This is a genomic window from Paraburkholderia sp. AV2, assembly GCF_054968425.1.
In genome coordinates this window covers 1-25,168 of the sequence record NZ_JBANLK010000045.1, presented here as the reverse complement: position 1 = coordinate 25,168, position 25,168 = coordinate 1, and the positions used below count along the sequence as shown (strand labels likewise).

The following is a 25,168-nucleotide window of genomic DNA, read 5'->3' as shown; positions in this document are numbered from 1 at the left end:
TCGAGGTCCGTTACAGGTTATGCGGCCAGCAGTCGACGCGCACGACCGTGCCGTGGCTCGATCCGCTGATGTCCAGCGCAAAATCGTGCAGGCCGATGATGGCCGAAACGATCCCGAGCCCAAGACCGCTGCCCGGCAGGTGCCGCGTCTGTCTGCCGCGATAGAGCTGGTCGAGCACGAGCGTGCGCTCGTCTTCGGGGATGCCGGGTCCGCTGTCCGCGATGCTGATGCTGGCGCCCGCCGCCACCGTTTCGAGGCGCACGCGCACGGTCCCGCCCTCGGGCGTGAATTTCACGGCGTTGTCGAGCAGATTGCTGAATGCTTCGAACAACAGCGCGCGGTCGCCCGAGACCGGCGCAACCGGGGCAAGATGCCGCTCCAGCACCACCTGCTTCTCTTCGGCGAGAGGCTCGTAGAGATCGCACAGATCGGCGACCAGCGGCTCGAGGTCGAGCTCGGAAAACGCCGCACGCCGCTGGCGCGAGCCGAGCTCCGCAATGCGCAGCATCGCGGTGAAGCGGTCGAGCAGCCCGTCGACTTCCTCGCGGGCCGCGGCGACCACCGCCGCGAGGTCCTCGGCGTTGCGCCCCGTGGCTTCGCTGCTGGCGTTCGAGAGGCGCGCGCGCAGACGCACGAGCGGCGTGCGCAGATCGTGCGCGATGCCATCCGTGGCGAGCTTCACTTCGGCCATGAGGCGCTCGACCTCGTCCAGCATGCGGTTGACGAGCTGCGCCAGCATGGCGAGTTCGTCGCGGCCGCTATTGGGCAAGCGCGCCGAGAGATGGCCCGACGCGATGGAAGCGGTGGCCTTGCGGATGGCCGACACGCGGCGCATCTGGTGCACGCTGATGAGCAGGCCGCCCAGCACGCTGGCGCCAAGGCACAGAATGCCGCCGAACACCAGCGCATGGATGAGATCGCCGCGCACGCGCCGCACGTCGTCGAGCGAGCGCGCGACGACGAGACGCTGACCGTTCGGTCTCACCTCGCCCATGATGCGCAGCTCGCGCGAGGCGTCGTCGACGCGCAACTCGACGTTTTGCCCGCTCGTGCGCTCGTGCGCCTGCCCGACCGAATCGAGCCTCAACGCGGCCGGCAGAACGTCGAGATCGCCGGCCACGTAGCTGCCGTCCGGAGTGAAGAGTCCGTAGTGGTTCTGGTGGGGGCTTTCTCGCGCAAGCCGCGCGGCGATCGCGCCAGGCAGCTCGGCGTCGCCGCGCGCATCGAAATAGCGCAGTTGCCAGCGCAGGCCGCTGTCGGTCTCGCGCTCCATGGCGCGCGTGACCGAATACTCGATCAGACCGATCAGCGCCATGAACGCGAGCGAGAAGATCGCCGCGTAGGCGGTCAGCCAGCGAAACGTCGTCGTGCGCCAGTGCTGGCCCGGCGCCTGCAACGCGCGCGCATGCGCCGGCGACGCTGTCGCGTCGCGCTGCGGCTTCGGTTTGCGAACCGTCCAGCCCATGCTCACCATAGCCCGATCACTGCTTCGTCGTTGCAAACCGGCATCTCGTCTCCGTAGATCGCGCGAGTTTCCCCTGTCGTTTCATGAAATTTCGTTCAGGATACGCATTGCCCAGCATCGTCATTTAACCGATCCGGATCATCCGCATTAACCTTCATTTAGCGCGAGGCCGGCGCCGGACCGTGTTGCAGAGCAAAACGCACGCCCACCCTAGCCGCACATCGCGAGCGGCAGCTTCATCTCCGCAAGCAGGGTCCGCGTCACGCCGCCCAGCAGCTTTTCCCAGAGCATGGCGCGACCGTGCGCGCCGGCGATCAGCAGGTCCGCCCCTTCGTCCAGCGCAGCGCCTTGCAGCAAACTGCCGGTAGCCGGCCCGCCACGCTCGAGCGTGCGAATTTCCACGTTGACGGCATGGCGTCGCAGATGATCCAGCACAACCGTGGGGGCGAGCTGTTCGGGGCGTGCCGGTTCGTCGCTGTCCATGACGAGCACAACGGTGGACTGCGCGCACTCGATCAGCGGCAACGCGGCCGACAGCGTGCGAGCGCACGCCGGGCTGCCGTTCCAGGCGAGCGCCACCCGGCGACCGAGCGGACACTCGCCGGGCAGGCTGTCGACGTCGGAGCCGCCGCCCGGCGGCATGATCAGCACCGGCCGGCCCGTCGTGAAGAGCACCGTCTCCGCGAACGAATATTCCTCGGGCAAATCGATGTCCTCCAGCGGATCGTGGCCGACGATGCTCAGGTCTGCGTAACGTGCGCGCTGCGGAACGATCACGCGCGCACGGCCGTCGGCGCCTTGCCATTCCACCTCGACTCCGCGCTGGCGGCCGAGATCGGCGAGCATGGCGTGCAGCATGTCGGCCTGCTCGTCGAGCTCGCTTTCGATCGTGGCGCGCAGCGATCCTGCCTGGCCGCCCGGCATGAGCCCGAGCTCGGAGGCCTTGAGCCGCCGCTGCTGCGCAATGCTGCGCTCACGCACATGCAGCGCGCTCAATCTGGCGCCGTGCCGGGCCGCCAGATCGGCGCCGCGCAGCAGACGCACCTGACCGGCCTCGCTGGCGTCGACATGCACCAGGATGTCCTTGAAACCCATCGTCCTGCCTCCCCCTTACAACTGACCACTCATTATCGCGCCTCGGCGGCCGCGTCGCTTGCAGAATGTGAGCCATACGCAAGCGGCCCGAAAGGGATCGTCTGCTTCGGCGTGGGCAGGTCGGCCGTGCTCCAGCCGCCGCCCAGCGCGCCGATCAGCGCAACCGACGTCTGCAGGCGCCGCGTCTGCACCTGTGCTTCGGCAATCTGCGCATCGAGCGCCGCGATCTGCGCGACCGTCACGTTCAGGTAGTTGTCGAGTCCTTCGGTGTACAGACTGAGCGACATGTTCTGCACCCGCACCGCCGCATCCACCGCCGCCTGCTGCTGTTGCGCCTCGGTGGCGAGGCGGTCGGTCAGCGCGAGATTGTCCTCCACTTCGCGGAAGGCCTGCAGCACGGTCGAGCGGTAGTCGTCGCTGGCTTCGTTGAACACCGACCAGCTTGCCTGCAGCTCGGCGCGCCGCAGTCCGCCTTCGAAGAGCGGCAGCACCGCCGACGCCCCAAAGGCCCACAGGCTGTTGGAGAGCGTCGTCAGCCCCCAGCCCGAGTCCTCGAAGCCGCCCATGGCGGAAAGCCGCACGTTCGGGTAGAACGCGGCGCGCGAGACGCCGATCGCCCGGTTGGCCGCCGCCATGTTGCGCTCGGCCTGCGCGATGTCCGGGCGCCGCTGCAGGAGCAGCGACGGCATGCTGACCGGCACCGTCGGGATCGCATAGTCGTGCTCCGGCATCGTGGTCAGACGAAAGTCGACCGGATTGGCGCCGACCAGAACGGCCACCGCATGCTCCAGAACGGTGCGCTGCGCCAGCACCTCCGTGTCCGCGGCCTGCGCCGAGGCGAGCTGGTTCTCCGCGCGCCCCACGTCGAGCCCGGACGAGATCTTGCCCGCCAGCCGCATCTGCGTGATGGAGACCGCCGTGCTGTAGGCCTTGATGGCCTGCTTGTAGATCTCGTGCTGCTTGTCGTAGCCCCAGATCGCCATGTAGTCGGACGCGAGCTCCATTTCGAGCGAGAGCCGCGCGTCGGCCACCGCGGCGGCCACGCCCTGCGCGTTGCTCTGGGCCTCGCGGGTCAGGTTGCGTGTCTGGTCCCAGAAGTCGGGCCCCCATGACGCTTGCCCGCCCCAGAAGTTCGACGCCTCGTGCATCGTGCCGCTGTTGTTATGGAACAGCGTGTGCGCCGATTCGCCGTTCTGGCTGGTGTAGGCGTTCAGCCCGATCTGCGGGAACAGGCCCGAGCGCGCTGCGGCCACAACGTCCTGCGCCTGCGTAAAGGTTTCGCGCGCGGCGGCGAGATCGGGGTTGGCGGCGTCGAGCTGCGCTTCGAGCTGGTCGAGCTGCGTATCGCCGAACATCTGCCACCACGGCCCGCGCTGCAACTGGTCCGAGGGATTCGCCGTCACGAACGGACCCGTGCCCGTGTACGAGGCGGGCAGGATCATCTCGGGCGGATGATAGGTGGGCGCGAGATCGCAGCCGGCGAGCAACGACACCGCCACGAGTGCCGCAATGCGGGTCATGCGTTTCATCAGGAGCCGTCCTCGTCTTCTGCCGGTGTCAGCGCCGCAGCCGACGCCGCAGCCGGGGCCGAAGCCGACGTCGTCTCGCCCGGCACCTCGGTGCCCTTCGCGCCCGTCACGATGCGAACCTGCTGGCCTTCGAGAATACCCGCGGAAGGATTCAGCACGATCTTGTCGGTGGGCTTCAGGCCCGACACCACCTGCACTGTCTTTCCGAAGTTGGTCCCGAGCTTCACGTCCTGCAGATGCACGCGATCGTTGGGTCCGACGAGCGCCACCTGCATGCCGTCGGAGCGGAACAGCAGCGCCTGTTCGGGCACGACCGGGATATTGCGGTCGAGCGGCACCTTGAAATGCACGTTCGCGTAGCCGCCCGGCCAGATCAGGTGATCCGGGTTCGGCACGAGCAGTTCGGTCGTCACGGTGCGCGTCTGCGGGTTGAACGCGTTGGCGCTCGTGGCGAAGGTCGCGTCGAACACGCGGTCCGGGTACTGCGGCAGCGACAGCGTGGCCGTGAGGCCGGGCTTGAGGATGTTCGCGTAGTCCTGCGGCACCGAAACGAACACGCGCATCTCGTGAATGTCGGAGACCGTGAAGAGTTCGTCCGCCGCGCCGCGCGAGCTCACGTCGCCGCCCGCCCCATTCACGTAGTTGCCCACGTCGGTGTTGCGCGCCGTCACCACGCCGTCGAAGGGCGCCACGATGCGCTTGAAGCCTTCGAGCACCCGGAAACGGGCCACTTCGTGCTGGGCCGCGCGCACCTTGGCTGCCTGCGCGGCGGCGTCGGCCACCTGCACGTCCACTTCCTGCTGCGACACGGCCTGCGTGCCCGCCAGCGCCTGATAGCGCTTCGCGGTGAGCGCCGCCAGGTTGTAGTTGGTCTGCGCGACGTCGAGGTCGGCGATCGCGCGCTGATACTGCTCGTCCACGGCCGGGGCGTCGATCGTGGCAAGCGTCTCGCCCGACTTGACGAGCCCGCCGTAGTCCTTGTTCCACTTCAGCACGTAGCCCGAGACCTGCGCATAGATCGGCGCCGTGTACCACGCGCGGACCGTGCCCGGCAGCGTGAGCGTGTTCTGGGCCGGCCCGTTCTGGGGCGAGATGAGCTGCACGGACGGAACCGAATCTTCGTTGGCGACGGCGCGCAGGTCCGCCATGTTGTTGTGCCGCTGGATCACGCCGATGGCGACGACGACGGCAGCAATCACGCCCGCGCCGATAAGCCAGGTCCGCGGCCCGAATCGCCGGGGAACCGGTGCTTCCCTGTTTGCGCTCATGACTGTGCCTCCTTGGAAGGTTGATGATCCCGGTGCAGCAGCGCGAACACACAAGGGACGAAAAGCAGCGTAGCAAACGTGGCGAACATCAGACCGCCGATCACGGCGCGTCCGAGCGGCGCATTCTGGGTATTGCTGAAAGACATGGGCAGCATGCCGATCATCATGGCGAGCGCCGTCATCAGCACCGGACGGATCCGGCTGAAACCGGCCTCGATCGCGGCCTCGACGGCGTTGCCGTATTGCGCGAGGTGCTCGCGGGCAAACGAAACGACCAGAATCGAGTTCGCGGTCGCCGTGCCCATGCACATGATGGCGCCCGTGAGCGCGGGGACCGAAAGCGTGGTGTGCGTCACGAAAAGACTCCACACGATGCCGGCAAGGGCCGCCGGCAGCGCGGTGATGATGATGAACGGATCGAGCCAGGACTGGAAGTTGACCACGATGACGAGATACACGAGCAGGATCGACAGCGCGAGACCGCCCAGCAGCTGCGCGTAGGCGCTGCTCATGGTCTGCGCCTGGCCGCGCAGGTGCACGCTGGCGCCGTGCGGCAGCTCGCCCTGCATGTCGTTCACGATCTTCTGCACGTCGTCGTACACGCCGCCGAGATCGCGCCGCTGGTTGCTCACGAAGATGTCGATGGCCGGCAAGATGCTGTAGTGCGTGGCCAGCAAGGGCGTGCCCATCTGCGTGATGCGGCTCAGCGCGCCCAGCAGCTGCGCATGCTGCGCGTCCGGCGTGCCGGTGCCCGTGTCGATGGGAATCGTCTCCAGGTCGTTCATGGACTCCAGCTCGTTCTGCGGCGTCTGCATGTTCACGAGGTGCGACACGCCGTTCGAAGTGTCGAGCCAGTAGGTCGGCGCCGTCTGGCCGCTGCCCGAGAGCGTGGCGAGCGCGTTGTTCGCGATGTCCGCTTCCGTGAGGTTCAGGCCCGAGGCGAACGAGCGCGAAGCCGTGATCTTCAGTGTCGGCTCATTGAAAGCCTGCTGGATGTTGACGTCGGTGGCGCCAGGAATCTTGCGCAGGCGCGCGGCGATCTTCTGCGCGTAGGCGAAGTTCGCCTCCTGGCCGCGGCCGGCGATCTGCACGTCGATCGGCGCGGGCAGGCCGAAGTTCAGGATCTTCGCCGTGATGTCGCCAGGCAGGAACGTGAACTGGGTGCCCGGATACAGCTTGGGCAGCTCGCGCCGCAGCGTGTAGCGGTAGTCGTCCACGGGCGAGCGCTCGCTCGCGAGACTGATCGTAATGTCGCAATCCTGCGGGCCGATCGTGCCGGTCGAGTTATACGCCTCGTTGATACCGCTCGCCGGCAGGCCGCAGTTGTCGAGCACGTTGGTCACCTTGCCGGGCAGCAACTGGCGGATCGAGCCGTTGACGAGCACCGCCAGCTTCGACGCTTCTTCAAGGCGCGTGCCGATCGGCGCACGCATGTGCATGTCGATTTCGCCAGACTTGATGCCGGGGAAGAAGTCACGGCCGAGGAAGGCGATCAGCACGAGCGAGCCGAACGCGCACAGCGCGAAGATCGGCACGAAGCGACGGCGGTTCCCGACCACGCTGGTCAGCACTTCGCGATAGCGATCCCGGAAGTTCGAGAACGCATGCTCGAAGCCGCGCTGGAAACGTCCGAATACGCCGGGCGGCGCACTGTGGCCGCCGCCGTGCGCATGCTCCGCCACCTGGCCGCGCAGCAGCCATGCCGCCATGGTCGGCACGAGCGTACGCGAGAGGATGAACGAGGCGATCATCGCGAAGACGATGGCCTCGGCCATCGGCAGGAACAGGTAGCCGGCCACGCCGCTCAGCTGGAACAGCGGCAGCCAGACGATACAGATACACAGCGTGGCGACGAAGGTCGGCACGACGATCTGGTTCGCCGCCGCGATGATGCCGGGCTCGAGCTCCGCGCCGGCTTCGAGGTGGGTGTCGATGTTCTCGATCATCACCGTCGCGTCGTCCACCAGAATCCCGACCGCCAGCGCGAGCCCCCCCAGCGTCATCACGTTGATGGTCTGGCCGAGCCACGAGAGCGTCAGCACCGAGCAGAGAATGGCGAGCGGAATAGAGGTCGCGACGATCAGCGTGGAGCGCCAGCTGCCGAGGAACAGCAGCACGGTCAGGCCCGTGAGGATCGCCGCCGTGATCATTTCCTGCACCACCTCGCGCACGGAATCCTTCACGAAGCCCGAGGCGTCGTTGAGGGGCTTGATCTCCACGCCGGGCGGCAGCGTGCGCAGAATGCCCGGCAGCGCCTTCTTGATGCCGTCGACGACCGAGAGCGTCGAAGCGTCGCCGCTCTTCAGGATCTGGATCAGCACGGCCTGCTTGCCTTTCACGAGCACTGCGTTGATCTGCGGCGGCGAGCCGCGGTGCACGTAGGCGACGTCGCGCAGGAAGACCGTGGCACCGTTCACGGTCTTGATCGGCATGTTGTTGAAGGTGTCCACCTGGATCGGCGTCGCATTGGTCTGCACCATATAGTCGAGCGCGCCGATCTTCTGGTCGCCGGCCGGCAGCACCACGTTCTGCGCCGCGAGCGCCTTGCCGACGTCGGTGGCCGAAAGGCCGTGTGCGAGCAGCTTGGTCTGGTCGAGGTCGATTTCGACGTTCAGCTGCGCGCCGCCATACGGTGTCGGAATGGCGGCGCCCGGGACCGCCACGAGCTGCGGACGGATCAGGTTCGACGCCATGTCGTAGACCTGGGCTGCCGTCATGCCGGGCGCCGAAACCTGCAGGTCCAGCACCGGAACGGAGGAGGCGTTGTACGACAGCACCTGCGGCGGCGTGATGCCCGCGGGCATCTGTTTGAGCACCGTCTGCGAGATCGAGGTGATCTGGGCCTGCGCAGCGGCGATGTCCGTGCCTGGCTGGAAAAAGATCTTGACGATGCCGCGCCCGTAGAGCGACTGGCTCTCGATATGCTCGATGTTCTCGACCGTGGTCGTCAGCGAGCGCTCGTAGTAGTAGATCACACGGCCCGACATGTCCTGCGGCGACAGACCGTTATAGGTCCAGACGACCGCGACGACGGGAATTTTGATGTTCGGGAAAATGTCGGTGGGTGTTTTGACCACCGCCAGACCGCCGAACAGGACGATCAGTATGCTCATCACCACGAACGTCAGCGGACGTTTCAGGGCGACCAGAACGATTGCGTTCATTGGAACTCAGGAACGAAAGGGAAAGAATGGTCAGCAGGGAGCGCGGCTCGCGCCGCATGCAACCGCAGCGTGCAACATTTCGCGTCGCGCTCACTCCGCCAGCATGTAGCCGGAGCCACGAACTGTTTTAACGGCAGGACTGTCGCCCACCTTGGCGAGCTTGGTACGCAGCCGGCTCACGTGTACATCGATCACATTGGTTCCCGGATCGAACCGGTAACCCCAGACCTCCTCGAAAATCATGGTCCGGGTCAACACCTGCCCCGGGTGACGCAGCATGTACTCCAGAATACGCAGCTCCGTGGGCAGCAGGTCGATCGCGCAGTGATGGAACTGGGCACGGCGCGAGATGAGATCGAGCTCGAGGTCGCCAAGGCTGAGCGAGGTCGCCGTCGGCGACGACTGCCCGCTGCGCCGCAGCAGCACCTCGATGCGCGCGGCCATCTCCTCGGGCGAAAACGGCTTGACCAGATAATCGTCCCCGCCCGCGCGCAGGCCCCGCACGCGTTCGTCGAGATTCGACATGGCGCTCAGGATCAGCACCGGCGTGTTGATGCCCACGCTGCGCATGGTCGTGAGCACGGCAAGCCCATCCACGTCGGGCAACGCGCGGTCGAGGGTCACGACGTCGTACGGACCGGTCATGATCTTGGCGAGGCCGAGACGCCCCGTGGTCGCCGTTTCCACCTCGTGCCCGAACGCGCAAAGCGAGGTCTGGATCTCCTGCAATATCAGCTCGTCATCGTCGACGGAAAGTATCCGGGTCATGAGTCGCACATCTGGGTAATGCGCAGCCGCTGGCCGCGGCTGCTCAGGATCTTTGCGGCGCTGCAAAACAAACCGCCTCGCCGCCCTGTCATTCGGTGTGGCGCAATGATGCATGACGGCACCTAACGCGCTATCGCCACCTGGATTAAGTGTTGTTAATCTTTGCGCCCTTCGATGAACGATTCGCGACAAAAAAGAGTATCAACGCATTTCGCTCAACGAAAATGAAAAACTGAATTTCAGTTTTCGAAGATACCGCGGGCGCGCGGCGTCTTCGGCTAGTTCACGCTCAGGCTGCCCGGAGGCATCACGGGCCGGTGCCCGATTTCGAGCAGACGGTGGGCGCTTGCCAGCGGAATCGCAAAACCCGCCCATCCGTACCCGCTATGCCGCAGGAAGAGCAGCACGCCCGCGAACCCCGGGTCGACGATCGTCTTCCAGCGCGGCTCGGTTTCGATGGGGAACTGCTGGTCGCGCGGCACCTGCGCCGGCACGGCCGGCAAGAGCTCGACCCGGGCCAGGCCGAGCGCCTCGATCAGTTCGCTGATCGAGGCCGGGTCGAGCAGCACCCGGCTATTGCCCAGCTTGAGCATGAGCGCATTCGCGCCGTACTCGTTGACGATTTCGAGTTCGACCTCGGATGCGCGGGTGGAGCGCGGCCGCGAATCTAGCATGGCTTCGCTCCCTTGCGGTCCTTGCCCTCGATCGCGCGGACGGCCGCACGCAGTTCGCCAAGCCAGCGCCTGCGCCGTTGATCGTCGAACGCGTGGCCGGTCCAGCCCAGGCCCTCGTGGCGAAAGAACACCACGGTGGCGTCGAAGAGGCGCGCCGGCTCGGCGTACCAGCAGGGATCCAGCGCGACGTGATAGTTGTGGCGCGGCTGCATGGTGTCGGGAATCGGCGGCTTCATGGCGGACCGGTACAGCGCCAGTTGCTCGATCAGCGCCTCGACGCCCTCTCCGTCCAACAGGGTCACGTCGTCGCCCACCGTGAGCCTGAGACCACGGCGCCCGTCTTCGTCGACCCGTTCTATCCGCAGGGGTTGTTGCATGGAAGCTTCGCCTTCTGTGTGCCTGTCTGGTGGCGACAAGTTAGCGATTGGGCCTGCGCGGAACAATGTCTCGAACATTAAAACTCTTTTAGCCTTCAGCGCGCGTTCGCCCGAAACCCCCATGCACGCGCCGTTCCGCGCACGTCCTGCCTGCCATGCCGGTCCTGCGTTAAGAAAGCTTAATCCCTGGCTATTGGTATGCGCCGGTTAGCTCGACTAAGTTTGTCAATGCCGCGGCACCGAAGATGCCTGCTCGGGGCGCTTCCGTTGCGTGGCCGCTCTGGCCTTGCCGGAGGGATTTCGCTCTACCGTCAGGAGGTTTCATCATGAAGCTCGCCACTATCGCCGCCATTCTGGGGCTCGCCATGGTTCTCTCCAGCCCCGTTCACGCAGCCCGCTTCCAGGTCTGCCACAAGGTCTTGCAGCATCACGACTGGCAAGAGCACTGCGCACCGTGACGCCGGCCCGGGGGAGGACGCCGGCCGTGCTGCGTCAGGCGCCCTCCCCCGGATACGGCGCCTGTGCGACCCCGCCACCTGGATTAAATAAAGTTAACGTCAGGGACATTTCAATTTTCCTGACTCGGTCTAACATAAATCTTGCGTTTGGGTGACCGGTCAGAAAGGTGACCAGATCAAGCGTGACAAACCGGAGGTAATTATGAGGAATGCTACTCTTTTGGGCGCTGCAGCGATCGTTCTGGGTCTAGGTTCGGCGTATGCGCCAGCAACGATGGCGGCACCGTTGACGGCACACGAATGCCAGTCCTATCCGTTCGTGAAGTCCAATGGAGCCGTCACCCACAAGCAACTGATGCGCGAATTGCGCGAGCTGGAGGCAGTCGGCTATGATCCGGCCCGGATCGACGTCTACTATCCCTCGGACATCGAGAAAGCCGAAGCGCGTCTCCATGCCAAATATGAGCGCGATTGCACGGGTGGCGCGGCCGGCGGACAAATGCCTGGTACTACGCAGGGTTTGTGAACCAGAGTTTTTGAAGCCGTTTTTAGCATCCCGACCGCACGCCGCGTGATTTCCCTCGCGGCGTGAGTTTCATTGCCCTCATCGGCGCCACGCTTCGAGAAACCGCAGCCACGCGGTCGCGCCCGGATCGGCATGACCCGCGCTGCGTTCCTGCAACCATCCCGCCCGCCCCTTCTTCGACTGCAGCGCGGCTGTCTCGCGCACCTGCTGCGACGCTGTCGCGATCATCGCGTCGAGTTGTGCACGCTCGTCGCCGCTTGCCGCTTCGAGCGCGTCGAGGCTCGGCACGAGCGCATCGAGCACGGTCTTGTCGCCCGGCTGCGACTTGCCGCGCTCGGCAATACGCGCGGCCAGCGCTCTTCCTGCGGCCAATGCATCGGCCTTGCCGACTTCGCGCCGACCCGCCACCGTCTTTGCGGCGGCCAGCATGCCGCCGCCCATGAGCGCGGCGAACGTCGAGGGATTCGCGGTGGAGAACGCCTTGCCGGTCGCTATCAGCACATCGGAAACCGTGGCGTCGGCCGGCAGCTTTTCAATCGCCTCGGCCGCCGCCAGCGAGCCCGCCTTGACGGTAACGCCCAGATCGCCATCGCCGAGTGCGGCGTCGAGTTCGCGCAACTCTTCGGCGCACGCCGGCATCGCACGCAAGGTGTCGACGAGCCGGGTACGCAGTTCGTCTACGGTCAGGCTCATCGCGCCCCTCCCTCGTCGACTCGCCAGCCTTCGCGCCAGAGCGGCGAGTGCACCGGCGCGTCGAGCAGCGTGTCGAGCTCTTCGTCGAGCTGCATCACGGTAATCGACGCCCCTGCCATTTCGAGGCTCGTCACATACTCGCCCACATACGCGCGCGTCACGCGCAGCCCCGCGGCAGCAATTTCGCGCGCCGCACGCCGGTAAAGCAGATACAGCTCTTCGAGCGGCGTGGCGCCAAGCCCGTTGACGAGCAGCGCGACGCTCGATCCGGCTTTCGCCTGCAGATCGCGCAGAATCCCGGCCGAGAGCCGCTCGGCAATCGTATCCGCATTCTCCAGCTTGCCGCGGTGCGTGCCGGGTTCGCCGTGAATGCCGATGCCGATCTCCATCTCGCCTTCGGGCAGCGTGAACGTGGGCTTGCCCGCCGCAGGCAGGATCGTGGGAGACAGCCCCACCCCCATCGTGCGCGTCGCGCCGTTCGCCTTCGCCGCGATCCGCGCCACGTCGTCGAGCGTATCGCCGCGCTCGGCAGCCGCCCCCGCGCATTTGAAGCCGAACACCATGCCCGCCACGCCGCGCCGTTCGGAGGCCCGCTCGGGCGGCGCGGACGCGACGTCGTCCGCCACGAGCACCGTGCGCGTTTCGATCCCGTCCGCATCCGCGAGATCGGCGGCGAGGTCGAAGTTGAACACGTCGCCGCCATAGTTGCCGTACAGGTAGAGCACGCCCGCGCCGCCCTGCACGGCCTTCGTGGCCTCGTAGATCTGCTCGGAGGACGGGGAGGAAAACACGTTGCCGACGGCGACGCCGCTCGCCAGCCCCTTGCCGACGTAGCCGAGAAAACCGGGCAAGTGTCCCGAGCCGCCGCCCGTCACGATGCCGACCTTGCCCGCGCGCGGCGCGTCGGCGCGTACGAGCGCGCGGCGGTCGGCGGTCACGGGTTTGAGCCAGCCCGGATGGGCAAGCAGCAACGCGTCGATCATTTCATCGACGAAATGATCCGGGTGATTGATGATCTTTTTCACGTCTCGCGTCTCCAGAATCGGCGGCAGGCAGGCCGCCAGTCAGGGATGAGGCAGCGCGCGCCTAGCGCTTGCGCCGCTGGCTGAGCGCATCGAGCAGCACGGCTGCGAGGATCACGCCGCCCTGGATGAACTGCGTCCAGAACGGATTGACGCCGAGCAGCGAGAGCCCGACGTTGATCACACCGATCAGCACCACGCCGATAAACGTGCCGACAATCGAGCCGCGGCCGCCGGAGAGCGACGTGCCGCCGATCACGATCCCGGCGATCACCTGCAGCTCCAGCCCGTTCGCCGCGGAGGGCAAGGCGGAGTTGAGGCGCCCGGCCAGCACGATGCCGGCGATGGCGGCGGTCAGCCCGGCAAACGTATAGGTCAGGAAAATCACGCGATTGACGGGAATGCCGGCCAGCCGAGCCGCTTCCTTGTTGCCGCCCACGGCGAACACCTGGTGGCCGAATGCGGTCTTGCGCAACAGCACGTGGCCGCTCACGAACACGACCAGCATGACGAGCATCGGCATGGGGAGGCCCGCCAGAGTCTTCGCGCCGAATGCGGTGAACACGGAAGGGAAATCGAACTTCGTCTGCCCGTCCGAAATGGCGAGCGTGAGGCCGCGCCCCATCGCCATCATCGCGAGCGTGACGATGAACGGCACGAGACGCAGCCACGCAATGGCGAAGCCGTTGAGCGCCCCCACCGCCGCGCCCGTCACGAGCGCAATGGCGAGACCCGCCACGCCGAGCCCGACCGCGCCGGGGCTCGCGCCCGCCATCGCGGTCGCCGCCACCATGCCGGACAGCGCGACGAGCGAGCCGACCGAAAGATCGATGCCCGACGTGATGATCACGAACGTGCCGCCCACGGCCGCAATGCCCACCACCGAGACCTGCACCATGACGCTCGTGAGCGTGCTCGTGGTGAGAAATTCGGGCGAGGCAATCGAAAGGGCGATGCAGATCAGCACGAGCGCCGCGATCAGCGGCCCGAGACCGCTCCGCAACTGCCGCAGCATACGCTGCTGCGGGGTTTCCGAATCGTTCGGGGAAACGGTGGTGGATGTCATGCTGCAACTCCGGTGGTGGCCCATTGAATGATCGTCTCGGAGCTGGCGTCCTCGCGCGCCAGTTCGCCGACGATGCTGCCGCGATACATCACGAGCACGCGGTCGGACATGCCGAGCAGTTCGGGCAGTTCCGAGCTCACGAGCACGACGGCGGCGCCCACTCGCGCCATCTCCACGATATGCGCATAGATCTCGGTCTTCGCGCCCACGTCGATGCCGCGCGTGGGCTCGTCGAGCAGGATCACGGCGGGCGAGGTGGCGGTCGCGCGCCCGAGGATCACCTTCTGCTGGTTGCCGCCCGAGAGATTGCCCGTAAGCTGCATGACCGAAGGCGCACGCACCCCGAAGCGCCCGGTCGCCTCGCGCGCAAGACGGCGCTTGCGTGCGGCGCTGACGAAGCCGCCGCGCACGAGTGCGCGCAAGCTGGAAAGCGCGATGTTCTCCTCGATGCTCGCGTCGAGCACGAGTCCTTCGAGCTTGCGGTCCTCCGCGGTGTAGACAATGCCTTCGCGCACGCCCTGCGCGGGCGAGCGCAGCGCGAGCCTGCGCCCGCGCAGCCGCAGCTCGCCGCCGGTTAGCGGCAGCGCGCCGCACAGCGTCTTCAGAAGCTCCGTGCGTCCCGCGCCCGCAATCCCGCCTATCCCCACGATCTCGCCGGCGCGCACGCTGAAGCTCGCATTGCGCAGCATGGGTGCGCTCGCCACGTTGCGCGCTTCGAGCACGACGTCGCCATACGCGCGCGGCTGCCACGGATAGAACGAGTCGAGATTGCGGGCCACCATGGCCTGCACGAGCGCGGGCTCGGTCCATTCGGACATGGGCCGCGCGCCCACCGTCGCGCCGTCGCGCATCACCACCGCGGAATCGGCCAGCTCGAACACTTCTTCGAGGTGGTGCGAAATGAAGATGATGCCCATGCCCGCCGCGCGCAAACGGCGCACCACCGCATAGAGGTTCTCGATGTCGTGGTGCTGCAGCGCGGCCGTGGGTTCGTCCATCACGAGAATGCGGGCCTCGCGCGCGAGCGCCTTCGCCACTTCCACGAGCTGGCGCTTGTTGAGCGGCAGGTCGCCCACGCGCATCGAAGGGGACACACCTTCCAGCCCCACCTGCGCCAGCGCCTCGCGCGCCATGGCCTGCGCCTCGCGCTGGGCGAGAAAGCCATAGCGCGCGGGCATGCGGCCGAGGAAAAGATTCTCGGCCACCGTCATGTCGTTGACGAGCGAGAGCTCCTGATAGATCACGGCCACGCCCGCATCGATCGCGGCCTGGGTGCCGCGCGCGAGCGGCCTCCCGTCGATCTCGATCGTGCCCTCGTCCGGCTCGTAGGCGCCGGACAGCGTCTTGATCAGCGAGGACTTGCCCGCGCCGTTCTCGCCGACGATCGCCATCACGTGGCCCGCGTGCAGTTCGAGGCTCACGCCGCGCAGCGCCTTCACGCCGGGAAAGCTCTTGACGATGCCGCTCATGCGCAGGAGCGGCGAATCCGCCTTCGCCGCATGGGCGGCGGCATTCGCCGCGGTGCCGCCATGCTTGCGCCGCGGTGCATGCAATGCTGAACCTGGTTCGCGTTTCATCCGTTCATCCTGCCCGCCGGCGCACGCCGCTTGCGCGTGCGCCAGACGCGTTGATCGAAGCGCGTTACTGCGAGACTTCGAGCGCCCACAAACCGTATTGCTTCACGCCGTCCGAATCGATGTTCGACTTGTCGATCAGATAGGTCGGCCACGCGTAGTTCGCGGGCACGTCCTTCTTCGCTTCGTAGTCCGTGATGAAGCTCATCGCCTTCGCCGACATGCCGATCGGGTTCTGCGAGATCGTCGCATCCTGCTTGCCCGCCCGGATCGCCTGCAGCGCCTGGGCCGTGCCGTCCGCGCCGATGACCATGATGTGGTCCGGATCGCCCAGCGGCTTGTAGCGGCCCGCATTGTCGATCGCCTTCTCGGCGCCCACCGTGTTGTCGTCGTTCGCGCCGAACACCGCATCGATCTTCGGAAACTTCTGCAGGATACTCGTCATCGCGTTGAGCGACTTCTCCTGATCGAAGCCGCCTTCCTGACGCGCGACCACCTTGATGTCCGGATACTTCGCGATTTCCTGCGAGAAGCCTTTCTCGCGATCCGTCGCCGCGGTGGTGCCGACGAGGCCGATCAGATCGACCACGTTGCCCTTCGGCGAGCCATAGCGCTTCGTCAACTGGTCGGCAATCCACTTCGCGCCGGTGGCGCCCAGCGCCACGTTATCCGATGCGACGAACGACGTGACCTTGCCGCCGTCCGAGCCACGGTCGAGCATGAAGACCGGCACGTTCATCGAATTCGCCTTCTCGACCGCCGGGATGATCGCCTTCGAATCGATCGGATTGAGCACGAGCGCGTTGACGCCCTGGCTCAGGAGGTTCATTGCGTCGTTGACCTGCTGCTGCGCGTCGCCGTTCGCGTTGGTCTGCACGAGGTCGAAGCCTTGCTGCTTCGCGCCCCGCTCCACGCCATTCTTCAAGCCTACGAAGAAGGCGTTGTTGAGGGTGGCGATCGAGAACCCGACCTTCAGTTTGCCGCCCGCGGGCGCCGCGTCGGCCTGCGCCGGCGCGCTTGCCGGTGCATTCGCCGCCGCCGCGCCGGACGAGGCGTCGCTGGACGTCGGCGACTCGCTCTTCGAACAGCCGCTCAACATCGCCGCGAAAGCCAGGACCACGGCGCCCATCGAAACGCCCATGCGCGCACGCGGCGCCGCCCATCTGTCGAAACCTGCCGAACTCCACGTCATGACTGTCTCCTGTTTGTCGACCAGAGTTAGCGCTTCAGCACGTGATCTGGTCCCCTGCGGGTTGGATTTCTGCTGAATACGTGACTTTCCGTGTGTACCGCACTGCCGCGACTGCTCCGGGCGCGCCGTCATGTTTCACCTGCGCGGTCCGTACCCCTTGAACTTTTCCACCACTTCCTCCATCTGCGCGTCCGAGAGCAGCGGCGGCTCGCCGAGCTGACACGCGAGCAGATACTGCTTCGCCAGCACTTCCACTTCGTTCGCGAGCCACAACGCCCGCGCAAGATCGCGGCCGAGCGCAATGACACCGTGATGCGCGAGCAGGCATGCGAGCCGGTCGCGCAGCGCGTCGAGCGCATGATCGGACAGCGCCTGGCTGCCAAACGTCGCGTAGGTTGCGCAGCGAATCGAATTGCCGCCCGCCGCGGCCACCATGTAGTGATGGGCGGGAATGCCGCGGCCGTGAATCGCGAGCGCCGTCGCCGCATTCGAGTGGGTATGGACCACGGCGCCCACCTCGGGCCGCGCGCGCAGGATGTCGCGATGAAAGCGCCACTCCGACGAAGGACGCTGCGTTTCGAAGAGCGGATCGTCGTCGCGCACGTCGAGGGGCATCCAGACGATGCGCTCGCGCGCGAGCGACGCGCAGGGCACGCCGCTCGGCGTGATCAGGAGTCCGTCGCGCCAGCGTGCGCTGACGTTGCCCGAGGTGCCCTGATTGATGCCCAGGCGCTCCATCTCGCCCGCGGTATCGACGATCTGCTGGCGCAGTTCGGCTTCGGCCCGCACCTCTCTCGCGCGCGCCGCCGCCTCGCCTGCGTGGTGCTGGCCCGCGTCGCGCATGTCGCCCACGCCGCTCATGCCGCTTCCCCGGGCGCGAACAGCGCCGCCAGATTAGCCTCGAACGGCGCGCGCACGATACCGAGTTCCGTCACGATGCCGGTGACGAGTTCATGCGGCGTCACGTCGAAAGCCGGATTGCGCACCTTGATGCCCGCCGGCGCGGTGCGCTGCCCGCCGAACTGCGCCACTTCGTCGGCGCCGCGCTCTTCGATGACGATGTCCGCGCCGCGCGCGGTGCGCAGATCGAGCGTGGACGAAGGGCACGCGACATAGAACGGAATGCCGAAATGCTTCGCCGCGATCGCGACGCCAAGCGTGCCGATCTTGTTCGCGACATCGCCGTTCGCGGCCACGCGGTCGGTGCCGACGATCACGAGATCGACAAGTCCCTGCGCCATCAGCGCGGGCGCCATGCTGTCCGTGATCAGCGTGACATCGAGCCCCGCCTGCTGAAGCTCGTAGGCGGTAAGCCGCGCGCCTTGCAGGAGCGGCCGCGTTTCGTCCGCGTAGACGCGAAACGCCACGCCGTCGCCATGCGCGCGATACAGCGGCGCCGTCGCGGTGCCGATGCCCGTCGTCGCGAGCGCACCTGCGTTGCAATGCGTGAGCACGCCGCTACCCGCGGCGATCAGTTCGCGCCCCTGTTCGCCAATCCGCGCGCACAGATCGACATCCTCGCGGTGAATGCGGACCGCCTCGGCCACGAGCGCTTCGTAAAGCTCCATTCCTGTCTGGGCGCGAACACCCCGGATATGGTTGCGCATGCGGTCGAGCGCCCAGCGCAGATTCACGGCCGTGGGCCGCGCACTGTCCAGATACGCGGCATGTTGTTCCAGCCTCGCGAGGAAGACTTCGCGCGACGCGGACCGCTCGCGCTGCATCGCCACGCACAACCCGTATGCGGCCGCTACGCCAATGGCCGGCGCACCACGCACGCGCAACTCGTGGATCGCGCGCCACACCGCCTCCACGCTGGCGGCCGCCTCGACCACGCACTCACGCGGCAGGCGCGTCTGGTCGAGTAACAGGAGGGTGTCGTCGCGCCACGCGATAGTGGGGGGAAGACTCGATTTCATCGGCTGCCGGGCCATGTATTCTCCGTCGATGCCGCTATTCCGTATCATTTCCGCGCGTGCAAGGGATCTGCTCGACTCCACGCTTCGCTACACATTTCTCTGCACGCTCAAGCTTCGCCGTCCTGCGGCTGCGCGAGCACTTCGGCAGCGAGCGCCACGACGGCCTCGATCGAGGCGAGTTCGCGCCGCCGCACGAGCAGCGCCTCGGCAAGACGCAGGCAGCGCACTTCCACGCGCGCGCGCACCGCGTCGTCCTGGATGCTGGTGATTTCCGAGACCTTCGCCATGCCGACGATACGCCGGATCATCTTGCAGCCCGCAAAGCCTAGCGTATCCGCAAAGAGGCGCCGCATGAAGTCCTCGCGGAACGCATCGGCCGCGCGCGTATCGGCGGGACCGCCGATGAAGGCGCGGCCCGCCTCGCGTTCGTGCATGCGCCACAGACCCGCGAACTTCTCCGCGAAACCGTTCCAGACCTGGATGACCTGCTCAAGCAGCCAGCGCTGATAATCGCGCGGGTCGCGGCCGCGCAGGCGATCGTGCCAGTCGCGCGCATAGTACGCCAGCAGCAGGTTCGCGATGAACGCCCCCGTGTCGAAACCGAACGGCCCGTAGAACGCGAACTCGGGATCGATCACATAGGTCTCGCTTTCGTTCGCCATGATCGAGCCCGTGTGCAGATCGCCATGCACGAGCGTCTCCGCATGGTTCATGAAGGCCCACTTCATCTCGCCGGCCGCGCGGCGCAGCGGCTCGTGCGAACGCAGCCGCGCGATGGCGCCGGCGGGCAGCGCCGGACTGTACACGTTCGACGGGTCGTCTTCGAACGGGAACGTGAAAACGAGGTCCTCGGTAATCCGGCACAGCTCCGTGTTGATGTTGGCGCGCACGGCTTCCTTCTTCGCGCCGGGCGCGAGAGCCAGATCGGAGCCGTGAAACAGCGTGCGCGCGAGAAACGTGGAGATATGGTCGGCGAGCCACGGATACACGATCCCTTCGGTCAGCCCCTGGCGCAACACGCGATGCGAGGCGAGCCGCTGCATCACCATCAGGTACTTCTCGCTGTCGGCGTGATACACGCTCGGCACGTGCTGCGGGCACAGCGCCCCGAACGAACGCAACGCCGCCACCTCACGCTCCATGCGCTCGCGCGGCAACGGCCAGGCTTCGCCCACGAGCCGCAGAAACGGCGGCGCCTGTTTGACGACGACGCTGTGCCGCGGATCGCGCGCACTGCTAACGAAGTACACGTAGTTCAGGTTGCCGTCGCCGACTTCCACGACCTCCAGGTCGCTGTCGCCGCCCAGCCGCTCGCTGACGGCAGGAATGCCCCGCAGGTATGCGGCCAGTTCGGAAGCACTGAAAGCCTCGAATTGCATCGTTTTTCCTGTCCGGAAAGGGAGACGAAGGTCCTTCTACCGCCGCTTGCGTACGAGATCGAACTTGAAGATGCTGGTGTTGTAGTAGTCGTTGCTATAGCAAACCGCGCGCCCCGTGTCGTCGAAATCCACTTCGTCGATCAGCAGGAACAGTCCGAAGCTCTCCTGCAGCTCCGGCAGGTCGCGCGGCGTGAGTATCGTGGGCTGGATCGAGCTGTGCGTATGCGAGAGCCGGATGCCGGCGCGCTCGAGCGTACCGAAGAGCGACTCGCCCAGCTCGTGCTCGTCGAACACCGACTTCGGCACGATGTCGATGCAGTACGCCGCAATCGCGTCGTCCGCGCGACGCACGCGCTCCACCCGCATGCAGGGATCCCCTACCGCAATGCCGAGCTTCTGCGCGAGATTGTCGGAGGCGGCAATCGTCTTCACCTGCAAGCGGCTCGTGGACGGCACGGCGCCGACGCTGCGGATCATGTCCGTCACGGACATCAGATCATCCAGGCCGCCCTGCAGCTTCAGCACCACCTGTCTGACGAAGGTGCCCTTGCCCTGCACGCGCGTGAGGACGCCGTGCGAAATCATCTGCGCCACCGCTTCGCGCAGGCTCGAACGGCCGACGCCAAGCAGTTCGCACAACTCGGTTTCCGTGGGGATCTGATCGCCAGGCTTGAGCGAGCGCTCGCGGATCATCGCCAGCAGCGAGTCCTGGATCCGCTCGCTCATCGATTGGTCGACACTCAGACGCATGCTGTCCTTTCGTAGCCACGCTTGTCACCACGTTTGGCTCGAATGTACATCAGACGTCTGATGTTATCGATTCATGGTTTTCCCTTTCGTGCAGCGCAACAGGCGCCGCGCGCCGCCCCGCGCAAGGGCCGGCCGGCGCCGCGGTGCGCTCACTCGTGGCCCTGCCGCATGAAAGGTGCGCCCACCGCCGCCACGAGCAGCAGCACGGCCATGATGATGAGCCCGTTGCGCGTGCTGCCGGTCGTCTGCTCGATCACGCCCATCACCGAGGGACCGAGGAAGCCGCCCACGAGCCCGCAGGTGTTGATGAGCGCGAGTCCGCCCGCCAGCGCCATGCCGGAAAGACGCGACGCCGGGAACACGAACACGATCGACTGCACGACGAAGAACATCAGCGCGGTGAGCGAGAAGCCGGTCAGCGCCAGCGCCGGACCCGTAAAGGCCGCGATCAGAAGCCCCGCTGCCATGACGATGAGACCGAGCAGCAGCAGGCGGCGCCCGCGTTGCGGCGTATCGGCGTATTTCGGCAGCCATGCCGCGCCCACGGCCGCGGCAATCCAGGGCAGCGAATTGAGCAGACCGATCTGCAGCGGCGTGAGCTTCCCGTAGGTTCCGATGATGCCGGGCAGGAAGAAGATCACCGTGTAGATGGAGATCTGGTGACAGAAGTAGATGAAGATCGCGAGCCACACCTGCGGGTCGCGCACCGCCGCGAAAGACGAATGCCCCGCCCGCGCCGCCGCGCCCGACGCCTCGCTGTCGAGCCTGCGGCGCACCTCTTCCGCCTGGGCGGGCGTGAGCCACGGCGCGGAGTCGGGCCCATCGGGAAGCTTGCGCCAGACGACGAACGCCAGCACCACGGCGGGCAGGCCTTCGGCGAGGAACATCCACTGCCAGCCCTTCAGGCCCAGCACGCCGTCCATCTCCAGCAGCGCGCCTCCCAGCGGGCCGCTCACGATGTTGGCAATGCACACGCCCAGCAGAAAATAGCCGACGGCCCGCGCGCGGTCCTCGCGCCCGAACCAGTAAGTCAGGTACAGCATCACGCCGGGAAAGAGGCCGGCTTCGGCCACGCCCAGCAGCAACCGCATGACGTAAAACGAGGTGGGGCCCTGCACGAACGCCATCGCCGCCGAAAGCACGCCCCATGTGATCATGATGCGCGCGATCCAGAAGCGCGCGCCGACACGATGCATGATCAGATTGCTCGGGATTTCGAGCAGCGCGTACGAGAGGAAGAAGAGACCGGCGCCCAGCCCGTACGCCGCCGCCGAGATATGGAGGTCGACGGCAAGGTGCGACTTGGCAAGCGCGATATTGGTGCGGTCGACGAAGCTGATCACGTAGGCGAGTACCAGCAGCGGCATCAGCCTGCGAAAGAGCAGCGAGGTTAGCGTTCGGTCGGCGGACTCCGGAAGCGAGGCGCCGGAAACATGAGCGGTTGGCATGGGCGGAAGTCTCCACGGCACGCGGGGCGGGTGCCCCGGCGTGCGACCCTGAAGGTCAGGTGAGAAAAAGCGGAAGCGCGGGCATGAGCGCGGCGTCAAGCCTGGAAGGCCGCACCCGCCGCGCCCTTCAGTTCCAGAATGTCGCGGGCTTCGTCGGGCGAGGCCACGTCGATATTGAGAGCATCGAGCACGGTGCGAATGCGCACGACCTGTTCCGCGCTCGAAGCCGCCAGTTGGCCCGGCCCGATCCAGAGCGAATCTTCCAGACCCACGCGCACGTTCGCCCCCATGGCCGCGCCGATGGTGGCCAGCGGAATCTGGTTGCGGCCGGCGCCGAGGATCGACCAGCGGAACCGGTCGCCGAACAGGCGCTGCGCCGTGCGATGCATGTGCATCAAATCTTCGGGGTCCGGACCAATGCCGCCCAGGATGCCGAACACCGTCTGAACGAACACGGGCCCGGTTACGAGGCCGCGATCGACGAAGTGCTTGAGGTTGTACAGATGGCTCACGTCGTAGCACTCGAACTCGAAGCGCGTGCCGTTCGCCGAACCGATGCGCAGGATGTTCTCGATGTCCTGGTATGTGTTCTTGAAGATCAGGTTGCGGCTGTTCTCCAGATGCTCGCGCTCCCAGTCGTGGCGGAATTCCTTGAAGCGCTCCAGCATCGGAAAAAGGCCGAAGTTCATCGAGCCCATGTTCAGCGAGGCCAGCTCCGGCTTGAAGGTGGTTGCGGGCCGCATGCGCTCCTCGACCGTCATATGCGGACTGCCGCCCGTCGTGATGTTGATCACCGCGTCGGTCGCGGCGCTGATCTTCGCGAGGAACGGACGAAACAGTTCGGGGTCCTGAGAGGGCCGGCCGTCGTGCGGGTCGCGGGCGTGCAGGTGCAGGACGGCGGCGCCCGCGCGGGCAGCCTCGATGGCGGCCTCGGCGATTTCGTCGGCGGTGACCGGCAGATGCGGCGACATGCTCGGCGTATGAATCGCGCCCGTTGGTGCGCAGGTGATGATGGCTTTGGCTCGCTTGGCCATGGTGTCTCCTTCCCGGTCCGGGTCGTGGCGCGCGTCCGCGCGCCCGTTGAATCGTTGAATGATGGCGCGGCTGCGCGGCTTAACTGAGCGCCTGCGTCAAGCCGTCGACGACGAGTTCCTGCCCATGCACGCTCGCGGCCTGATCGCTGCAGGCGAAACGCACCATGTTGGCGATGTCGCGCATTGTCACCATGCGGCCCAGCGCGGCCTGCGACGTGTAGCTGCGGGTCACTTCCTCCACCGGCTTGCCGAGCGATTCGGCCTTGGCGGCAATCACAGCGCGAATGCGCGGCCCGTCCACGGCGCCCGGCAACACCGTATTCACGCGAATACCTTGCGGCCCGAGTTCGAGCGCCAGCGACTTCGTGAAGCCCACCACCGCCCACTTCGAAGCTGAGTAGACCGAACGACCCGGCATGCCCAGGTGCCCCGCAGCCGAGGAAAGATTCACGATGGCCGGCGCGCGGCCCTGGCGCAACCGCGGCACGGCAGCTCGCGCACACAGGAATTGCCCCGTGAGATTGACGGCGAGCGTGCGCTCCCAGTCGGCGAGCGAAAGCGTTTCCACGCCGCCGGTCGGCCCCGCCACGCCCGCATTGTTGACGAGCACGTCGAGCCCGCCCAGCGACGCATCCACGCGTTCGAAGAGCGCCGCGACATCGCTCTCGCTCGACACGTCCGCCCTCACGGCCAGCACGCCGGGCAACTCAGCCGCCACGCGCTCGAGGCCAGGCCCCGAGACGTCGCACACGGCCACCCGCGCGCCCGCTTCCACGAAGGCCCGCGTGATCTCCAGCCCAATGCCGTCCGCGCCGGCCGTCACCAGCACCCGCTTGCCAGCGAGCGATTCATCCTTCCACATGTCCGTCGTCTCCATGAGTGCATCGTATCCGGACTGAATGCTATAACTGTGATCACAGATATCATATCGGGGATACCCTATGTGCTATGATCGAGCCATGGCCCTGAACGAACTCGTGACCCCGCTGACGCGCCAGACGCTCAGCCGCGACGTCTACGCGCAATTGCGCGACCTCCTCATCACCGGACAGATGATGCCGGGCGAGCAGATCTCGCTGCGCAACATCGCGGCGGCGCTCGGCGTGAGCGTGATGCCCGTGCGCGAGGCGGTGCACCGGCTGGTGGCCGAACAGGCGCTCGAACTCACGCCCAACCGTGCGCTGCGCGTGCCGACCATGAGCATCAGCCAGTTCGGGGAGATCACGCAGATCCGCGTGAATGTGGAAGGTCTCGCCACGGCGCAGGCGGCCGCGCGCATCGAGGAAGACGAGCTCCAGCGTCTGCAGGCGCTGCACGCGCGGTTCGCCGACGAAATGGAAAAGACGCGGCCCGACGGCGCCAGGGTGATCGCCATGAATCAGGCGTTCCACTTCGCCATCTACGACGCGGCGCGCATGCCCATGCTGCTGCAGATGATCGAAACGCTGTGGCTGCGCATCGGGCCGATTCTCAACTACGATCTGCGCTCCGGCTCGAAGCGCGTGGGCGAACGCGTCGCCGTCAAGCACCACAGCAAGCTGCTCGACGCCCTGCGCCGGCGCGACAGCGACGCGGCATGCGCCGCCTTGCGCGGCGATATCGAAAGCGCGGCGGCCTATATCGTCTCGGCCGGCGTGCTGCTCAGCGCGGAGACCGGCGGGGGGGGGGGGGGGCGGGGGGGCCCCCGCCGGGCGCCGGCGGCGGGCGGCGGGCGGCGGCCCGAGGCCCCCCTACAAGAACGAGGCGACCAGCCCGAGCCGGGCCGGG

22 protein-coding genes and 1 pseudogene are annotated in these 25,168 nt (G+C 66.5%); 3 read left to right on the top strand and 20 right to left on the bottom strand.

What is annotated here, in order from left to right:
• Positions 1-10: 10 nt before the first annotated feature.
• From V8683_RS24835 to V8683_RS24800, 8 genes are all read right to left on the bottom strand, one after another.
• Complete coding sequence (locus V8683_RS24835; RefSeq protein WP_411192330.1) at positions 11-1,465, bottom strand: sensor histidine kinase; 1,455 nt, start codon at positions 1,463-1,465, stop codon at positions 11-13.
• Positions 1,466-1,675: 210 nt separating this feature from the next.
• Positions 1,676-2,560 (bottom strand): universal stress protein, encoded by an 885-nt coding sequence (locus V8683_RS24830; protein ID WP_411192329.1) that lies wholly within the window; start codon positions 2,558-2,560, stop codon positions 1,676-1,678.
• A 32-nt stretch (positions 2,561-2,592) separates the two neighbouring features.
• Positions 2,593-4,089, bottom strand: a complete 1,497-nt coding sequence (locus V8683_RS24825) for an efflux transporter outer membrane subunit (protein ID WP_411192328.1) — start codon at positions 4,087-4,089, stop codon at positions 2,593-2,595.
• Positions 4,089-5,357 carry an efflux RND transporter periplasmic adaptor subunit gene (locus V8683_RS24820; RefSeq protein WP_411192327.1) on the bottom strand — a complete coding sequence of 423 codons (1,269 nt, stop codon included), beginning with the start codon at positions 5,355-5,357 and terminating at the stop codon, positions 4,089-4,091. Before V8683_RS24820 ends, V8683_RS24825 begins: the two co-directional genes overlap by 1 nt.
• Positions 5,354-8,521, bottom strand: a complete 3,168-nt coding sequence (locus V8683_RS24815; protein ID WP_411192326.1) for an efflux RND transporter permease subunit — start codon at positions 8,519-8,521, stop codon at positions 5,354-5,356. Before V8683_RS24815 ends, V8683_RS24820 begins: the two co-directional genes overlap by 4 nt.
• Before the next feature lie 90 nt (positions 8,522-8,611).
• Positions 8,612-9,289 carry a response regulator transcription factor gene (locus V8683_RS24810; RefSeq protein ID WP_411192325.1) on the bottom strand — a complete coding sequence of 226 codons (678 nt, stop codon included), beginning with the start codon at positions 9,287-9,289 and terminating at the stop codon, positions 8,612-8,614.
• A gap of 278 nt (positions 9,290-9,567) precedes the next feature.
• Entirely contained in the window at positions 9,568-9,963 is a 396-nt protein-coding gene (locus tag V8683_RS24805; RefSeq protein WP_411192324.1) for a hypothetical protein, read from the bottom strand.
• Positions 9,957-10,340, bottom strand: coding sequence for a hypothetical protein (locus V8683_RS24800; RefSeq protein WP_411192323.1), 384 nt, complete (start codon positions 10,338-10,340; stop codon positions 9,957-9,959). Before V8683_RS24800 ends, V8683_RS24805 begins: the two co-directional genes overlap by 7 nt.
• 326 nt (positions 10,341-10,666) lie before the next feature.
• On the opposite strand from V8683_RS24800, the gene V8683_RS24795 reads away from it, so the two are divergent.
• Positions 10,667-10,798 (top strand): hypothetical protein, encoded by a 132-nt coding sequence (locus V8683_RS24795; RefSeq protein WP_411192322.1) that lies wholly within the window; start codon positions 10,667-10,669, stop codon positions 10,796-10,798.
• A 202-nt stretch (positions 10,799-11,000) separates the two neighbouring features.
• The gene (locus tag V8683_RS24790) at positions 11,001-11,324 is read left to right on the top strand and encodes a DUF4148 domain-containing protein (protein WP_411192321.1); all 324 of its coding nucleotides are present in this window, start codon (positions 11,001-11,003) and stop codon (positions 11,322-11,324) included.
• A gap of 78 nt (positions 11,325-11,402) precedes the next feature.
• Here V8683_RS24790 and V8683_RS24785 read toward each other — a convergent pair whose 3' ends face one another.
• From V8683_RS24785 to V8683_RS24730, 12 genes are all read right to left on the bottom strand, one after another.
• The gene (locus V8683_RS24785; protein WP_411192320.1) at positions 11,403-12,017 is read right to left on the bottom strand and encodes a DAK2 domain-containing protein; all 615 of its coding nucleotides are present in this window, start codon (positions 12,015-12,017) and stop codon (positions 11,403-11,405) included.
• Positions 12,014-13,042 carry a dihydroxyacetone kinase subunit DhaK gene (locus V8683_RS24780; protein ID WP_411192319.1) on the bottom strand — a complete coding sequence of 343 codons (1,029 nt, stop codon included), beginning with the start codon at positions 13,040-13,042 and terminating at the stop codon, positions 12,014-12,016. Before V8683_RS24780 ends, V8683_RS24785 begins: the two co-directional genes overlap by 4 nt.
• Before the next feature lie 61 nt (positions 13,043-13,103).
• Positions 13,104-14,105, bottom strand: a complete 1,002-nt coding sequence (locus tag V8683_RS24775) for an ABC transporter permease (protein WP_411192318.1) — start codon at positions 14,103-14,105, stop codon at positions 13,104-13,106.
• Positions 14,102-15,682: a sugar ABC transporter ATP-binding protein gene (locus V8683_RS24770; protein WP_411192317.1), complete on the bottom strand. Its 1,581-nt coding sequence runs from the start codon at positions 15,680-15,682 to the stop codon at positions 14,102-14,104. Before V8683_RS24770 ends, V8683_RS24775 begins: the two co-directional genes overlap by 4 nt.
• 64 nt (positions 15,683-15,746) lie before the next feature.
• A complete protein-coding gene (locus tag V8683_RS24765) occupies positions 15,747-16,871 on the bottom strand; it encodes a sugar ABC transporter substrate-binding protein (RefSeq protein WP_411192316.1) in 1,125 nt (374 codons plus the stop codon).
• Positions 16,872-17,006: 135 nt separating this feature from the next.
• Positions 17,007-17,732, bottom strand: coding sequence for a class II aldolase/adducin family protein (locus V8683_RS24760; RefSeq protein WP_411192315.1), 726 nt, complete (start codon positions 17,730-17,732; stop codon positions 17,007-17,009).
• Positions 17,729-18,805, bottom strand: a complete 1,077-nt coding sequence (gene mtnA, locus V8683_RS24755) for an S-methyl-5-thioribose-1-phosphate isomerase (protein ID WP_411192314.1) — start codon at positions 18,803-18,805, stop codon at positions 17,729-17,731. Before mtnA ends, V8683_RS24760 begins: the two co-directional genes overlap by 4 nt.
• A 92-nt stretch (positions 18,806-18,897) precedes the next feature.
• Positions 18,898-20,169, bottom strand: a complete 1,272-nt coding sequence (mtnK, locus tag V8683_RS24750) for an S-methyl-5-thioribose kinase (RefSeq protein WP_411192313.1) — start codon at positions 20,167-20,169, stop codon at positions 18,898-18,900.
• Positions 20,170-20,205: 36 nt separating this feature from the next.
• Positions 20,206-20,919, bottom strand: coding sequence for a GntR family transcriptional regulator (locus V8683_RS24745; RefSeq protein WP_411192312.1), 714 nt, complete (start codon positions 20,917-20,919; stop codon positions 20,206-20,208).
• Between the two features lie 149 nt (positions 20,920-21,068).
• On the bottom strand, positions 21,069-22,367 hold the full coding sequence (locus V8683_RS24740; protein WP_411192311.1) for an MFS transporter: 1,299 nt from the start codon (positions 22,365-22,367) through the stop codon (positions 21,069-21,071).
• 95 nt (positions 22,368-22,462) lie between these two features.
• Entirely contained in the window at positions 22,463-23,401 is a 939-nt protein-coding gene (kce, locus tag V8683_RS24735; protein ID WP_411192310.1) for a 3,5-dioxohexanoate:acetyl-CoA acetone transferase, read from the bottom strand.
• 79 nt (positions 23,402-23,480) lie between these two features.
• A complete protein-coding gene (locus tag V8683_RS24730) occupies positions 23,481-24,263 on the bottom strand; it encodes an SDR family oxidoreductase (RefSeq protein WP_411192309.1) in 783 nt (260 codons plus the stop codon).
• Positions 24,264-24,360: 97 nt separating this feature from the next.
• Between V8683_RS24730 and V8683_RS24725 the strand changes: the two are divergent.
• Positions 24,361-25,053 (top strand): annotated as a pseudogene (locus tag V8683_RS24725) (GntR family transcriptional regulator); the annotation flags it as partial.
• Positions 25,054-25,168 lie beyond the last annotated feature (115 nt).

Bases quoted from the DNA above. Each gene is read 5' to 3' on its own strand.
- V8683_RS24745 (WP_411192312.1), bottom strand. From the start codon at position 20,919: ATGCGTCTGAGTGTCGACCAATCGATGAGCGAGCGGATCCAGGACTCG.
- kce (WP_411192310.1), bottom strand. From the start codon at position 23,401: ATGGCCAAGCGAGCCAAAGCCATCATCACCTGCGCACCAACGGGCGCG.
- V8683_RS24795 (WP_411192322.1), top strand. From the start codon at position 10,667: ATGAAGCTCGCCACTATCGCCGCCATTCTGGGGCTCGCCATGGTTCTC.
- V8683_RS24815 (WP_411192326.1), bottom strand. From the start codon at position 8,521: ATGAACGCAATCGTTCTGGTCGCCCTGAAACGTCCGCTGACGTTCGTG.
- V8683_RS24765 (WP_411192316.1), bottom strand. From the start codon at position 16,871: ATGACGTGGAGTTCGGCAGGTTTCGACAGATGGGCGGCGCCGCGTGCG.
- V8683_RS24810 (WP_411192325.1), bottom strand. From the start codon at position 9,289: ATGACCCGGATACTTTCCGTCGACGATGACGAGCTGATATTGCAGGAG.
- V8683_RS24760 (WP_411192315.1), bottom strand. From the start codon at position 17,732: ATGAGCGGCGTGGGCGACATGCGCGACGCGGGCCAGCACCACGCAGGC.
- V8683_RS24790 (WP_411192321.1), top strand. From the start codon at position 11,001: ATGAGGAATGCTACTCTTTTGGGCGCTGCAGCGATCGTTCTGGGTCTA.
- V8683_RS24820 (WP_411192327.1), bottom strand. From the start codon at position 5,357: ATGAGCGCAAACAGGGAAGCACCGGTTCCCCGGCGATTCGGGCCGCGG.
- V8683_RS24740 (WP_411192311.1), bottom strand. From the start codon at position 22,367: ATGCCAACCGCTCATGTTTCCGGCGCCTCGCTTCCGGAGTCCGCCGAC.
- V8683_RS24835 (WP_411192330.1), bottom strand. From the start codon at position 1,465: ATGGGCTGGACGGTTCGCAAACCGAAGCCGCAGCGCGACGCGACAGCG.
- mtnA (WP_411192314.1), bottom strand. From the start codon at position 18,805: ATGGCCCGGCAGCCGATGAAATCGAGTCTTCCCCCCACTATCGCGTGG.
- V8683_RS24730 (WP_411192309.1), bottom strand. From the start codon at position 24,263: ATGTGGAAGGATGAATCGCTCGCTGGCAAGCGGGTGCTGGTGACGGCC.
- V8683_RS24805 (WP_411192324.1), bottom strand. From the start codon at position 9,963: ATGCTAGATTCGCGGCCGCGCTCCACCCGCGCATCCGAGGTCGAACTC.
- V8683_RS24800 (WP_411192323.1), bottom strand. From the start codon at position 10,340: ATGCAACAACCCCTGCGGATAGAACGGGTCGACGAAGACGGGCGCCGT.
- V8683_RS24770 (WP_411192317.1), bottom strand. From the start codon at position 15,682: ATGAAACGCGAACCAGGTTCAGCATTGCATGCACCGCGGCGCAAGCAT.
- V8683_RS24830 (WP_411192329.1), bottom strand. From the start codon at position 2,560: ATGGGTTTCAAGGACATCCTGGTGCATGTCGACGCCAGCGAGGCCGGT.
- V8683_RS24785 (WP_411192320.1), bottom strand. From the start codon at position 12,017: ATGAGCCTGACCGTAGACGAACTGCGTACCCGGCTCGTCGACACCTTG.
- V8683_RS24775 (WP_411192318.1), bottom strand. From the start codon at position 14,105: ATGACATCCACCACCGTTTCCCCGAACGATTCGGAAACCCCGCAGCAG.
- V8683_RS24825 (WP_411192328.1), bottom strand. From the start codon at position 4,089: ATGAAACGCATGACCCGCATTGCGGCACTCGTGGCGGTGTCGTTGCTC.
- mtnK (WP_411192313.1), bottom strand. From the start codon at position 20,169: ATGCAATTCGAGGCTTTCAGTGCTTCCGAACTGGCCGCATACCTGCGG.